Origin of the sequence: Paracoccus suum (genome assembly GCF_003324675.1) — a bacterium.
In the GTDB taxonomy this organism is placed as follows: Bacteria; Pseudomonadota; Alphaproteobacteria; order Rhodobacterales; family Rhodobacteraceae; genus Paracoccus; species Paracoccus suum.
In genome coordinates, this window is record NZ_CP030918.1 from 1,452,130 (window position 1) to 1,465,974 (window position 13,845).

Genomic DNA, 13,845 nt, shown 5'->3' on the forward strand with positions numbered 1-13,845 from the left:
GACATCATGCCCGACATCGAGCTGAAATTCACCCGCGCCGAATATGCCGACCGCCTGCGCAAGACCCGAAGCGCGATGGAGGCGAAAGGCGTCGATCTGCTGATCGTCACCGACCCCAGCAACATGAACTGGCTGACCGGGTATGACGGCTGGTCCTTCTACGTCCACCAGTGCGTGCTGGTCCCGCCGCAGGGCGAGCCGATCTTTTTCGGCCGGGCCATGGACGCCGTGGGCGCGCGCTTCACCGCCTATCTGGATGAGGTCAATATCATCGGCTACCCCGATGATTACGTGATGAACACCCAGAAGCATCCGATGGATCTTCTGTCCTCGATCCTGACCGACAAGGGCTGGGGCGGGCTGCGCACCGGCGTCGAGATGGACAACTACTGGTTCACCGCCCGCGCCTTTGCCGCGCTGCAGGCGGGCCTTCCGAACGCGCGGTTCTCGGACTGTACCGCGCTGGTCAACTGGCAGCGCGCGGTCAAGTCGGCCACCGAACTCGACTACATGCGCAAGGCCGGCGCGATCGTGACCAGGATGCACGAGCGCATCTTCGATGTAATCGAACCGGGGATGCGCAAGAACGACCTCGTCGCGGAAATCTATGATGCAGGCATCCGCGGCACCGACGGTTTTGGCGGCGACTACCCGGCCCTCGTGCCGCTGCTGCCGTCGGGGCGCGAGGCGGCCGCCGCGCATCTGACCTGGAACGACAAGCCGATGAAGCCGAACGAAGGCACCTTCTTCGAGATCGCAGGCTGCTATCACCGCTATCACTGCCCGTTGTCGCGCACCGTCTTTCTGGGCAAGCCGCCCAAGGTGTTCGTCGAGGGTGAAAAAGCCGTGCTGGAGGGTATGGAGGCGGGGCTCGAGGCCGCACGTGCCGGCAACACCTGCGAGCAGTTCGCGGGCGCGTTCTACGCCGTCCTCAAGAAATACGGCATCATCAAGGACGGCCGAACCGGCTATCCCATCGGCGTCAGCTATCCGCCGGACTGGGGCGAGCGTACCATGTCCCTGCGTCCTGGCGACCAGACTGTGCTGGAACCCGGCATGACCTTTCATTTCATGACCGGCCTCTGGTCAGACGAAATGGGCCTCGAGATCACCGAGTCCATCATCATCACCGAAGGCGCGCCGGAATTGCTGGCGAGCGTGCCGCGCAAGCTGTTCGTGAAGGACTGACCGACATGTCCGCCCCCGCCCCGTTGCGCGCATCGCCGATCCTCGCCACCGTGGATTTCGACCGCGACGGCATCCAGCATGGATTCCTGCGCCTGCCTTACAGCCGCGACGACAGCGCTTGGGGGTCTGTCGTGATCCCCATCACGGTGGTCCGCAACGGCACCGGACCCACCGCGCTGCTGACCGGCGCTAACCATGGCGACGAATACGAGGGTCCGCTGGCGCTGTTCGACCTCGCCGCCAGTCTGCGCCCGGAGGATGTGACCGGCCGCGTCATCATCGTGCCGGCGATGAACCAGCCGGCCTTCGCGGCCGGCACGCGCACCTCGCCGATCGACCGCGGAAACCTGAACCGCAGCTTTCCGGGCCGGCCGGACGGCACGGTGACCGAAAAGATCGCCGATTACTTCCAGCGCGTGCTGCTGCCCATGGCGGACGTGGTGTTGGACTTTCATTCCGGCGGCAAGACGCTGGACTTCCTGCCGTTCTGCGCCGCGCACATCCTGCCGGCCGAGGGCGAGGAAGTCCGCGCGCAAGAGGCCCGCGCCTTTGAACTGGTCGAGGCCTTCGGCGCGCCCTTCAGCGTGCGCATGCTCGAGATCGACGCCATCGGCATGTACGACACCGCCGCCGAAGAAATGGGCAAGGTCTTTGTCACGACGGAACTGGGCGGCGGCGGCACCGCCACCGCGCGCACCATTCGCATCGCCCGCGACGGCCTGCGCAACCTGCTGGTCGCCGCCGGGATCCTGAAGGGCGAGGTGCCCAAGGCCGCGACGCGCTGGCTCGACATGCCCGATTCCGATTGCTTCGTCTTTGCCGAGGACGGCGGGCTGGTCGAGTTCTGCGCCGATCTGGGCGATCCCGTCACCAAGGGCGAGCCAGTCGCGCGCCTCTGGCCGACCGGCCGCACCGGGGTAGCGCCCGCGATCCTGCCAGCCGGACGCAGCGGCATCCTGTGCGCGCGCCACGTCCCCGGCATCGTCAAGCCGGGCGACTGCCTGGCCGTCGTCGGGGTGGAGGTCCCGGGCGCCGAGGACATGGAAGGCCCGGGCCCGCGCGAGATCGAGGAGATCGCCTGATGACACTCGACCTTGCCGACCCCTCGCTGCTGCGCACTGACGGCTATGTCGGCGGCCAGTGGCTCGCCGGCTCGGGCCGCTTTGACGTGACGGACCCGGCCACGGGCGAGATCGTGGCCCAGGTTGCCCGGCTGGACGCCGAGGCCGCGCGCGAGGCGGTCGAGATCGCCTACCGCGCCTTTGACGACTGGGCGTGGGAGCTGCCGCAGAACCGTGCCGAGGCGCTGTGGCGCTGGTTCGAGCTGATCGTGCAGAACCGCGAGGACCTGGCGCAGATCATGGTCGCCGAGCAGGGCAAGCCCCTGTCCGAAGCCCGCGGGGAGATCGACTACGCCGCCAGCTTCGTCGAGTTCTACGCCGAGGAAGCCAAGCGCCCGAACATCGAAAGCGTGACCTCGCATCTTGCGACAGCCGAGATGGAACTCTGGCGCGAGCCAGTCGGCGTCGCCGCGCTGATCACGCCGTGGAATTTCCCCAGCGCCATGCTGACCCGCAAGGCCGCAGCTGCCATCGCCGCGGGCTGCACGGTTGTGTGCCACCCCTCGGCCGAAACGCCGCTGTCGGCTTTGGCACTCGCCGAGCTTGCCGACCGCGCTGGATTGCCGCCCGGGGTTTTCAACGTCCTGCCCGGCGTCGCGCCGGAGATCGTCGGCGCCTGGACCGCGCATCCCCGCGTGCGAGCCTTGTCCTTCACCGGGTCGACGGAAATCGGCAAGCTGCTCTACCGCCAGTCGGCCGACACGGTGAAACGGCTGGTGCTGGAGCTGGGGGGCCACGCGCCCTTTATTGTGTTTGCGGCATCGGACTTCGATCAGGCCGTCGACGAGGCCATCAAGGCCAAGTTCGCAACCAGCGGCCAGGACTGCCTCGGCGCCAACCGTTTCCTCGTTGAGCGCCCGATCTACGAGCGGTTCTGCGCGGCGTTTGCCGAACGCGCCAGCCAGCTGACGCTGGGTCCGGGGGCACTTGACCGCGACCTTGGCCCGCTGATGAACGAGGGCGCGGTGCAAAAGCAGGAACAGCACGTCGCCGACGCGCTGGCTCGCGGCGCGCGCGTCCTGACGGGCGGTCAACGGGCGCCTGAGGGGCCGCTGTTCTACCAGCCCACGGTGCTGGCCGACGTGCCGACCGACGCGCTAATCTTTCACGAGGAAACCTTTGGTCCCGTGGCCGCCATCGTCCCCTTCGATACCGAGGACGAGGCGGTGCGCATCGCCAATGACACCGAATACGGGCTGGTGGCCTATGTCCACAGCCAGGACCCGCGCCGCATCTACCGTCTGACGCGCGCGCTCGATTTCGGGATGGTTGCCGTCAACCGCACCAAGGTGACCGGCGCGCCCATCCCTTTTGGCGGCATGAAGCAATCCGGACTGTCGCGCGAAGGCTCGCGCCACGGTTTGGAGGCCTTCACGGACATCAAATACGTCTGCCGCGACTGGTCGTAGTGAGGAGATTACCATGCTGAGCAACGATGAATTGGGCCTGTGGGACCGCGAAAGCTTTTTCCACCCTTCGACCAATCTCGGCCAGTTCGCGCGGGGCGAGGCGCCGCAGCGAATCGTGACGGGCGGCGAGGGCGTCCACATCACCGACCGGGACGGCAACCGCCTGCTGGACGGTTTTGCCGGGCTTTACTGCGTGAACGTCGGCTATGGCCGCCAGGAGATCGCCGAGGCCATCGCCGAACAGGCGCGCGAGCTGGCCTATTACCATGCCTATGCCGGCAACGGGTCCGAGGTCGCGATCACGCTGGCCAAGATGGTGATGGACCGCGCGCCCGAGGGCATGGCGCGGGTCTATTTCGGCCTTGGCGGATCTGACGCGAACGAGACGAACGTCAAGCTGGTCTGGTATTACAACAACATCCGTGGCCTGCCGCAGAAGAAAAAGATCATCAGCCGCTGGCGTGGCTATCACGGCTCGGGCCTGATGACGGGCAGCCTCACTGGGCTCGAGCTGTTTCACAAGAAGTTCGACCTGCCGCTGGCGCAGGTGATCCATACCGAGGCGCCGTATTACTTCCGCCGCAAGGACGCGGGAATGACCGAGGAGGACTTCAGCGCCCATTGCGCGGAGCAGCTCGAGCAGCTGATCGTGGCCGAGGGGCCGGACACCATCGCTGCCTTCATCGGCGAGCCGGTGCTGGGCACGGGCGGGATCGTACCGCCGCCCAAGGGCTACTGGGACGCGATCCAGAAGGTGCTGGCCAGGCACGACATCCTGCTGATCGCCGACGAGGTGGTCACCGGCTTTGGGCGGCTGGGATCGATGTTCGGCTCGGATCATTACGGGATCAAACCGGACCTGATCACCTGCGCCAAGGGCCTGACCTCGGCCTATGCGCCGCTGTCGGCGACCATCGTTGGCCAGCGGGTCTGGGACGTGCTGATGCAGGGCACCGACGAGAACGGGGTCTTTGGCCACGGCTGGACCTATTCGGCCCATCCCATCGGGGCCGCCGCCGGCGTCGCCAACCTGAAACTGATCGACGAACTAGGGCTCGTCGCCAACGCCGGCGAGGTGGGCGCCTATCTGAACGCTGAAATGACCAAGGTTCTGGGCGATCACCCCAATGTCGGCGAGGTGCGCGGCGAAGGCATGCTCTGCGCGGTCGAACTGGTCGAGAACCGCGATACCCGCGCCTTCTTTGACCCCTCCGCCGGGGTCGGCGGCAAGGCGGTTGCGGCGATGCTGAAGCGCGGGGTTATCGCCCGTGCCATGCCGCAGGGTGACATCATCGGCTTTGCCCCGCCGCTGTGTCTGACGCGGTCCGAGGCGGACACCATCGTCTCTGTCACCGCCGAGGCGGTGCGCGAGGTGCTGGGTGGCTGACATCCCGGCAGTGATGCAGGCCGCCGTGCTGACCGGGCACGGCGGCCCCGAAATGATCGAGATCAGGTCCGACTGGCCCGTCCCGCAACCGGGACCGGGCGAGGTGCTGGTCCGCGTGACCGCGACTGCCAAGAACAACACCGACCGCAAGGTGCGCCAGGGGCTCTACGATACCTCGGCCGATGGGGCGGTGGCATCGTTTCGGATGGCCGGGGACACGCTGCAGTTTCCGCGCATCCAGGGCGCCGACGTGGTCGGCCGCGTGGCTGCCGTGGGCGCGGGCGTCGATCCGGCGCGGATCGGTCAGCGCGGGCTGCTGGATTTCAACATCTATCCCGACGCGCGGCGCGATCTGAACCTCGCTCCGGACTATTACGGCCACGGCGCGGATGGCGGCTTTGCGGAATACGGCGTTTTTCCGTCGGGCCAGTTCCACCATGTTCCGAACGCCGACCTCAGCGACGCGCAGCTGGCGACGCTGGGCATGTGCGCCTGGCACACCGCGCTGCACATGCTGACGTCTTCAGCAGTCTCGGCCGGGGACCGGGTGTTGGTGACCGGGGCCAGCGGAGGGGTCGGAACGGCGCTCATCCAGCTGTGCCGCGTTCTGGACGCGGTGCCGTTTGCCCTCGCCAGTCCCGGCAAGGACGAGGTGCTGCGCGATCTGGGTGCCGAGGCGGTCATTCACCGAGGCGCGGGGGATCTGGAGGCGGCGGTGCTGGACGGCGCCGGCCGGATCGATGCCGTGATGGACCTGGTGGGTGGCGAGATGACCGTGCCGCTGCTGCAGGCGATGTGCCACGACATGCCAAGCCGGGCGACGCCGCCACGGATGTCGATCGCCGGTGCGAGCAACGGCAACCTGACGCAGATCCCCTGGACGCTGGTCTACCTGAACCAGATCCGCATCGCTGGCGTGTCCCACGGCACGCGCGCCGAGGCGGAACGGCTGATCAACTGGATCCGTGAAGGCCGCCTGCGACCGGTTCTGGCAGGAACCGTCCCGCTGTCCCGGCTGCGCGAGGCCGAGGTCGCCTTTGCCGAGCGCTCGTCCGGTTTCGCCGGCAAGATGGTGATCGTGCCGGACAGCCAATGGGCTGAACACGGCGCCCCAACGGCGATGGCCGTTTGAGAGGCATGCAACGCCGGCGGTGCGGCATGCGGCACGGGCGAGGAATCAGCCGATTCCGGCGGGGGCGATGTCGGTGCGGAACAACGCTCCGGACCCCGCATCGAAGGTCTCAGAACAGCGAGCCCTGGGCCGGCGGGTTTGGAAGCACGACGGGCGGCTCATCCGCCTCGATCAGGGTCGGGTCATCCACCTCGACCAGGCTGTGATCAGGCAGGGGCCGCTGCAACTGCCGCGCGTCGGGCCACGGCAGTGTCAGCCAGTCCTCGCAATCCTGCGGGTCGGTCAGGATCACCGGCATCGCCTTGGGATGGACGGCCGCGACCTCGGCATTCGGTGCGGTCGTCAGGAAGGCGTAGAGGTCGTCCACCGTCTCGCCATCCTTGACCTTGCGGATGCTGCGCCAGTTGGGAACGTGCAGGCCTGCAAAGAACATCTGCTGGCCCGCCTCGGCCGGGCCGAACCAGACATTCCCGGACCCCCGGCCGGCGGTGGAGCGTGGCTCGGCAAAGGCGGTCAGCGGCACCAGGCAGCGATGCGCCGGGCCCAGCCAGCCGCGCCAGTGGGGCGAGGCAGTGTTGCGCACATTGGTGACGCCCGGATCGCGCCGCGTGGTCAGGTGCTGGGGCGGCGTCGGCAAGCCCCAGCGGGCCATTGCCAGTTCGCGCACGCCGTCAGCGCCGGCGCGCACGATCGGCGCGCGAGTGTCGGGCCAGATGCCGGGCAGCGGCGGCAGGTTTCCGGTCAGATCGCGCATTGCCTTAGTCACCGCGACGATCGCCGCCTGACCCTTGGTCTGGGAATAAAGGTTGCACATGCGGCGCGGTTCTACCGAAGCCACGGGACCGCTGCCAGTGGGGCACGCTCGCTAGTGTTGCATGTAACCATTGGAGGCCTTGAGGCTGGCGGCCGCCCCGGCATAGGTTGCGCGGATGAAGATCTTGTTTCTCGGCGACGTCATGGGTCGCAGCGGACGCGCCGCCATCGCCACCGGTCTACGACCCCTGCGCGACGCGCTGCGCGCCGATTTCGTGGTCGTCAATGGCGAGAATGCCTCAGGCGGAATGGGCCTGACCGGCCCGCATGCGCAGCTGATCCTGGACGCTGGGGCGGATTGCGTCACCCTCGGCGATCATGCCTTCGACCAGAAGGACATGCTGACCTTCATCGAGCGTGAGCCCCGGGTCATCCGTCCGCTGAACTTCGCGCGCGAGGCCCCTGGCCGCGGCGCACGCGTGTTCGAGGCCAGCCGCGGTCGCAAAGTGCTGGTCGCGCAGTTGCTGGGGCAGGTGTTCATGCGCCGTCCCTTCGACGACCCTTTCTCAGCCATCGACACCGTTCTGCGGGCGCATGTCGTCGGTGGCGGGGTGCAGGCGGCCGTGATCGACGTGCATGCCGAGGCGACCAGCGAAAAGATGGCCTTGGGCCACTACTGCGACGGCCGCGCGAGCCTGGTGGTCGGCACCCACACCCATGTGCCCACTGCCGACACGATGATCCTGTCCCGCGGGACAGGCTATCAGTCCGATGCCGGAATGTGCGGCGATTATGACAGCGTCATCGGCATGGACAAGGCCGAGCCGATGCGCCGTTTTCTGACCGGCATGACCCGCGAGCGGTTCACCCCGGCGGCGGGTGAGGCGACGCTGTCAGGCGTGCTTGTCACCACCGACGACCGCACCGGGCTGGCAACGGCCGTGCGGCCGGTGCGGCAGGGCGGGCGGTTGGCCCCGACGCCGCTGGACTGACCCGGAACGGTCGCCTTGGCACGTCGACCAACGGAAGCTGCGCGAATAGTTGATCGCCAACGCCAATCTTCGGAGCGTCGGCTTTCCCGCTGTGCGTATGAGGCTCCGGTCGATCTGCAGCCCCAGGTTGCGGGCCAATGCGCGGCGAGGGGCCGCCCCGACACATCTAGGCGACAGCATGCTTGCGCCCCCGACAAACGCCGCGATAGATGGCCGTCGCCGGTGCAGAGCCGGAGGCGTCTGACAGGACCATAATGTTCGGAATTGAAGTGCCCAGTCCTTGGGGCGCATATCTGTCGCTGGCCATCGTCGCCGTCATGTTCATCATGTTCATACGCGAAAAGCAGCCTCCCGAGGTGATCGCCATCGGCACTGCCGCGGTGATGATGATTCTCGGCCTCGTACCCTACAAGGAGGCTGTCGGCGTTCTTTCGAACAACGCGCCTTGGACCATCGCCTTCATGTTCATCATCATGGGCGGCCTGATGCGAACGGGCGGGCTGGACATCCTGTCCCAGTTGGTGGCCCGACGGGCGGATACGCGTCCGATCCTCACGATCTGCGCGATGTTCGCCTTCGTGGTCTTTGCCTCGGCCATCATGAACAACACGCCGGTCGTCGCGGTGATGATCCCGATCGTCATACAGGTCGCGCATCGCAGCGGCATCGCTCCATCCAAGCTGTTGATGCCTCTAAGCTATTTCACCGTCATGGGGGGCATGATCTCGCTGATCGGCACCTCGACCAACTTGCTGGTGGACGGGGTCGTGCAGGAAAAGGGCATGGCGCCCTTCGGCATTTTCGAGATTGCACCGGTCGGCCTTGCGGTCACCGCCGCGGGCGCGCTGTTCATCGGACTTGTCGGGCACCGGCTCTTGCCGGTCCGCAACTCCATGGCGTCGCTACTGGGTGGACGGCGCGAGATGAAATATTTCACGGAGGTCGCCGTACCCGAGGGCAGCAGCCTGGTCGGCCAGAACGTCAACGACGTCCCGATGTTCAAGCGCGAGGCGGTCCGGGTCGTGGACGTCCTGCGCGGCGACAACTCGCTGCGCCGCAACCTGTCGGAGGTCATGCTGTCGCCCGGCGACAGGGTGGTGCTGCGCACAGAGATGGCGGACCTGCTGGAAATGCAGCAGTCCAAGGATTTCCAACTGGTCGACAAGCTCAGTTCGGTCGCGACCGCGACGGTCGAGGTGCTGATATCGCCGGGCGCACGGATGATCGGCCGGCGTCTAGGCGATCTGCGCTTGCGTCGGCGCTACGGCGTCTATGTGCTGGCCGCGCACCGCCGCAACCAGAACATCGGCCGCCAGTTGGACGATCTGGAGGTCCGCATCGGCGACACGCTGCTGCTGGAAGGTGCGCCCGAGGACATTGCCCGCCTCGCCGCCGACATGGACCTGGTCGACATCAGCCAGCCCGTGGCAAAGCCGTTCCGCCGCAAACAAGCCCCGCTCGCCATCGCCGCGCTGTTGCTGGTGGTGCTGCTGGCTGCGCTGGACGTGGCGCCAATCATGGCGCTGGCGCTGGTCGCCTCGGCGATCGTTCTGATCACCGGCTGCGTCGATGCCGACGAGGCCTTCGAATTCATCGACGCGCGGCTGCTGGCGATGATCTTTGCCATGCTCGCGGTGGGCGCGGCCCTGGACCATACCGGCGCGGTCGAGGTCGTGGTCGACGCGGTCGAGCCTTTCCTTGGCGGCTTGCCCGCCTTCTGGACACTGGTCTGTGTCTATCTGCTGGGACTGGCCTTGACCGAGGTGCTGTCCAACAACGCCGTCGCGGTCATCCTGACGCCCATCGCCATCGAACTGGCGCAACGGCTGGACCACGATCCGCGGGCCTATGTGGTGGCGGTGATGTTCTCGGCCTCGGTCGCGTTCGCGACGCCGATCGGCTATCAGACCCACATGATGGTCTATGGCCCCGGCGGCTATCGTTTCAGCGACTTTCTTCGGCTCGGCATCCCGCTGGACATCGTCACAGCAATTGCCGCCTGCCTGACGATCCCGCTGTTCTGGCCGCTGTGACGGTTGAACCGAGGCCCGCGGCTGTCTAAGACGCCGCGGCATGATACTGGCGCGCCCTGACGGTGCGCCGGCTTTCCATTCAACGAGGTTCCCATGGCCGGCCATTCCAAATGGGCCAACATCCAGCATCGCAAGGGCAAGCAGGACAAGCTGCGCTCGAAGCTGTTCTCGAAACTCTCGAAAGAGATCACGGTCGCGGCCAAGATGGGCGATCCCGACCCCGACAAGAACCCGCGCCTACGGCTGGCGGTCAAGGAAGCGCGCTCCAGCTCGATGCCCAAGGATGTGATCGACCGCGCGATCAAGAAATCGCAGGCTGGTGATGCCGAGAGCTACGATGAGATCCGCTACGAGGGTTACGGCCCGAACGGCATCGCCATCATCGTCGAGGCGCTGACCGACAACCGCAACCGCACCGCCAGCAACGTGCGCAGCTATTTCACCAAGTATGGCGGTGACATGGGGCAGACCGGCAGCGTGGCCTTCATGTTCGATCGCAAGGGCGAGATCATGTATCCGCTGTCCGCCGGAGACGCCGACACAGTGATGGAGGCGGCAATCGAGGCCGGGGCCGAGGATGTCTCGACCGACGAGGACGGCCACTGGATCACGACCGGTGATACCGATCTGGGCGAGGTGTCGGCCGCGCTCGAGGCCGCGCTGGGCGAGTCCGAAACCGCAAAGCTGATCTGGCGCCCGCAGGCCGCGACCGATGTCGACCTGGAAACGGCGGTCAAGCTGATGAAGCTGATCGACGCGCTGGAAGAGGACGATGACGTCCAGAACGTCACCGGCAACTTCGAGATCAGCGACGAGGTCGCGGCCGCGCTGGAATAAACCCCGGTCAGGCCGCGCGTGGCGGGGCCGGCGCTTTTGATCGGCGACGGGGTCGCAGTCGCGGCGGAGTAATCCGGCCGGGCAGGGGGGACGCCCCGCGGCGCCCCGCCTTTTTCTCAGCCGCGCACGGCGTCCAGCACGCGCACCCAGCTGCGCGCGCCCTTGGCAAAGCTCGCGACGTTGTATTTCTCATTCGGGCTGTGGATGCGGTCGTCGTCGCGCCCGAACCCGATCAGCATCGAATCCATCCCCAGCAGCGTCTTGAACGACCCGGCCACGGGAATCGAGCCGCCGGCCCCGATGTAGGCCGCATCCCGGCCCCATTCCTCGCTGAGCGCGGCCTTCGCCGCGGCAAAGGCCGGGTCCGAGATGTCCATGACGCTGGCCGGCGAGGCGCCGTGAGCCTCAAATGTGACCGTGCAATCATCGGGGATCATCGAGCGGATACGCTCGCGGAACGCTTCGCGGATCGGCGCTGGGTCCTGCGTGCCGGTCAGGCGGAAGCTGACCTTGGCATGCGCCTCGCCCGGCAGCACGGTCTTGAAGCCGTCCCCGGTATAGCCGCCGATGATGCCATTGATCTCGAACGTGGGGCGGGCCCAGGCCATCTCTAGCCCGGTCCGGCCGCGCTCGCCCACGGGATTGCGCAGGCCGACGCGGCCGAGGAACTCGGCCGGATCGAATGCCAGCGCCTCCCAGTCAGAGCGCATCTCGTTGCCGATCTCGGGCACGCCGTCATAAAAGCCGGGCAGTGTGATACGGCCGTCCTCGTCCTTGATGGTGGCAAGGGCGTTGACCAGCAGCTGGATCGGGTTGGCGGCAAGGCCGCCGAAGCTGCCCGAATGCAGGTCGCGGTCGGCGGCGCGCACGGTGATCTGATCGCCGACCAGCCCGCGCAGTTGGGTCGTGATCGCCGGGCGGCCGTCGGCATACATGCCGGTGTCGCAGATCATCGCCAGATTGCAGCGCAACTCGTCCGCATTGGCGCGCAGCAAATCGTCAAGCGAGGGCGAGCCGGCCTCCTCCTCGCCCTCGATCAGTAGCGTCAGGTTCGGCGGCAGGCTGCCGTGGACATCGCGCCAGGCACGGAATGCCTCGACAAAGGTCATCAACTGGCCTTTGTCGTCCGCCGCCCCGCGCCCGCGGATCACCCTCCCTTCGGGCGTATCCTCGATCTGCGGCTCGAACGGGGGGCGGTCCCACAGGTTCAGCGGATCGACCGGCTGGACGTCATAGTGACCGTAGAACAGTAGCTTGCGCCCCTCGCCGGGTTGCGAGTGGGCGACGACGGCCGGGTGACCCGCGGTTTCGCGCAGGCTGGCGTCAAAGCCCAGCGAGGTCAGTTCGTCCCGCAGCCATTCCGCCGCCCGGCGCACGTCGCAGGCATGCGCCGGTTCGGTGGAGACTGAGGGGATGCGCAGGAACGCCTGCAACCTCTCCAACGCGTCGGGCAGGCCCGTGTCTAGGCGCTCCAATACCTGCGTGATGCCTTGGCCAGCTGCCATGGTTCTTCCTTTCCTGACTGTTTTAGTCGGTCAAAAATCCAACGTTGTCCGTGGGATGCGACAATATTGACCTGTCCTTCTGTGTGCCTGATCCTTATCAAGGCACGACACCGCGCGGTCAGCATGATCGCCCCCAGCAAGCCAGGCAAGGGAGCCCGCGATGGATTTTGACGCCGCCTTAGATCAGGCCATCGGTCGTCTCCATGAAGAAGGGCGCTATCGCACCTTTATCGATATCGAGCGGCGCAACGGCCAGTTCCCGCAGGCCGTCTGGACCCGTCCCGACGGCGCCGAGGCCGAAATCACCGTCTGGTGCGGCAATGATTACCTTGGCATGGGCCAGCAGCCCGCCGTGCTGGCGGCGATGCACGAGGCGCTGGACGCCACCGGCGCTGGCTCGGGCGGCACACGCAACATTTCGGGCACCACGGTCTATCACAAGCGGCTGGAGGCCGAACTGGCCGACCTGCACAGCAAGGAAGCTGCCCTTGTTTTTTCGAGCGCTTACATCGCCAATGATGCGACCCTGTCGACGCTGCCCAAGCTGTTTCCGGGCCTCATCATCTATTCGGACGCACTGAACCACGCCTCGATGATCGAGGGTATCAAGCGCAATGGTGGGGCCAAGCGCATCTTTCGCCACAATGACGTCGCCCACCTGCGCGAGTTGATCGCCGCGGATGACCCGGCGGCGCCCAAGCTGATCGCATTCGAATCGATCTATTCGATGGACGGCGATTTCGGCCCGATCCGCGAACTGGTCGAACTGGCCGAAGAGGTCGGCGCGCTGACCTATCTCGACGAGGTCCATGCAGTAGGCATGTACGGCCCGCGCGGCGGCGGCGTGGCCGAGCGCGACGGCCTCTCGGACCGGATCGATCTGATCAATGGCACGCTCGGCAAGGCATTCGGCGTGTTCGGCGGCTATGTCACGGGAAGCGCCAAGATGGTGGACGCGATCCGCAGCTATGCGCCGGGCTTCATCTTCACCACGTCTCTGCCGCCGGCGGTGGCTGCGGGCGCGGCGGCGTCGATCGCGCTTTTGAAGACGGCCGAGGGCCAGCGTCTGCGCGATGCGCAGCAACTGCATGCGCGGATCCTCAAGATGCGTCTCAAGGGCCTTGGCATGCCGATCATCGATCATGGCAGCCACATCGTGCCGGTCCATGTCGGCCATCCGGTCCACTGCAAGGCCTTGTCGGACATGCTGCTGGAGGAGTTCGGCATATACGTCCAGCCGATCAACTTCCCGACCGTGCCTCGCGGGACCGAGCGTCTGCGCTTTACGCCCTCGCCCATCCACACCCCGCCAGAGATCGACCGCCTTGTCCGGGCCATGGACGCATTGTGGTCACGCTGTGCGCTAAATCGCGCTGAAGCGGTCGCCTGATCGGCAACTTCAGGCTGTGGCACTCTCGGCGCTGTGATAACCTCTGCTTAATCATTAGATGGCAGCCTCCGATTCGGGGGAACTAGCCCAAGGGGCAG

Annotated in this window: 11 protein-coding genes; 9 read left to right on the forward strand and 2 right to left on the reverse strand. The window is 66.4% G+C overall.

Translation table 11 applies throughout. The features are described 5' to 3' along the window. The first annotated feature begins 6 nt into the window (after positions 1–6). From doeA to DRW48_RS07135, 5 genes are read left to right on the forward strand one after another with little or no spacing between them, the layout of a single operon-like run. Positions 7–1,188: an ectoine hydrolase DoeA gene (gene doeA / locus DRW48_RS07115; protein ID WP_114075802.1), complete on the forward strand. Its 1,182-nt coding sequence runs from the start codon at positions 7–9 to the stop codon at positions 1,186–1,188. Positions 1,189–1,193: 5 nt separating this feature from the next. Further along, a complete protein-coding gene (doeB, locus tag DRW48_RS07120) occupies positions 1,194–2,270 on the forward strand; it encodes a N(2)-acetyl-L-2,4-diaminobutanoate deacetylase DoeB (RefSeq protein WP_114075803.1) in 1,077 nt (358 codons plus the stop codon). Continuing rightward, positions 2,270–3,718: an NAD-dependent succinate-semialdehyde dehydrogenase gene (locus tag DRW48_RS07125; protein WP_114075804.1), complete on the forward strand. Its 1,449-nt coding sequence runs from the start codon at positions 2,270–2,272 to the stop codon at positions 3,716–3,718. The genes doeB and DRW48_RS07125 overlap by 1 nt, the downstream gene beginning before the upstream one ends. A 13-nt stretch (positions 3,719–3,731) precedes the next feature. Next, positions 3,732–5,105: an aspartate aminotransferase family protein gene (locus DRW48_RS07130; protein ID WP_114075805.1), complete on the forward strand. Its 1,374-nt coding sequence runs from the start codon at positions 3,732–3,734 to the stop codon at positions 5,103–5,105. Next, positions 5,098–6,237, forward strand: coding sequence for an alcohol dehydrogenase catalytic domain-containing protein (locus DRW48_RS07135; protein ID WP_241963407.1), 1,140 nt, complete (start codon positions 5,098–5,100; stop codon positions 6,235–6,237). Before DRW48_RS07130 ends, DRW48_RS07135 begins: the two co-directional genes overlap by 8 nt. A 109-nt stretch (positions 6,238–6,346) precedes the next feature. Here the strand turns inward: DRW48_RS07135 and DRW48_RS07140 are convergent, their stop codons facing one another. Beyond that, positions 6,347–7,051, reverse strand: a complete 705-nt coding sequence (locus tag DRW48_RS07140; protein ID WP_114075807.1) for an SOS response-associated peptidase — start codon at positions 7,049–7,051, stop codon at positions 6,347–6,349. 115 nt (positions 7,052–7,166) lie between these two features. On the opposite strand from DRW48_RS07140, the gene DRW48_RS07145 reads away from it, so the two are divergent. The 3 genes from DRW48_RS07145 (at position 7,167) to DRW48_RS07155 (ending at position 10,852) form a co-directional block, all read left to right on the forward strand. Then, the gene (locus DRW48_RS07145) at positions 7,167–7,982 is read left to right on the forward strand and encodes a TIGR00282 family metallophosphoesterase (RefSeq protein WP_114075808.1); all 816 of its coding nucleotides are present in this window, start codon (positions 7,167–7,169) and stop codon (positions 7,980–7,982) included. A gap of 254 nt (positions 7,983–8,236) precedes the next feature. Next, on the forward strand, positions 8,237–10,015 hold the full coding sequence (locus DRW48_RS07150; protein WP_114077426.1) for an SLC13 family permease: 1,779 nt from the start codon (positions 8,237–8,239) through the stop codon (positions 10,013–10,015). Between the two features lie 93 nt (positions 10,016–10,108). Then, positions 10,109–10,852, forward strand: a complete 744-nt coding sequence (locus DRW48_RS07155) for a YebC/PmpR family DNA-binding transcriptional regulator (protein ID WP_114075809.1) — start codon at positions 10,109–10,111, stop codon at positions 10,850–10,852. A 116-nt stretch (positions 10,853–10,968) separates the two neighbouring features. On the opposite strand, the gene DRW48_RS07160 is transcribed toward DRW48_RS07155, so the two are convergent. Then, positions 10,969–12,357 (reverse strand): M20/M25/M40 family metallo-hydrolase, encoded by a 1,389-nt coding sequence (locus DRW48_RS07160; protein WP_114075810.1) that lies wholly within the window; start codon positions 12,355–12,357, stop codon positions 10,969–10,971. A 160-nt stretch (positions 12,358–12,517) separates the two neighbouring features. Here DRW48_RS07160 and hemA point away from each other — a divergent pair, with 160 nt between their 5' ends. Beyond that, the gene (hemA, locus tag DRW48_RS07165; RefSeq protein ID WP_114075811.1) at positions 12,518–13,747 is read left to right on the forward strand and encodes a 5-aminolevulinate synthase; all 1,230 of its coding nucleotides are present in this window, start codon (positions 12,518–12,520) and stop codon (positions 13,745–13,747) included. Positions 13,748–13,845: the final 98 nt, after the last annotated feature.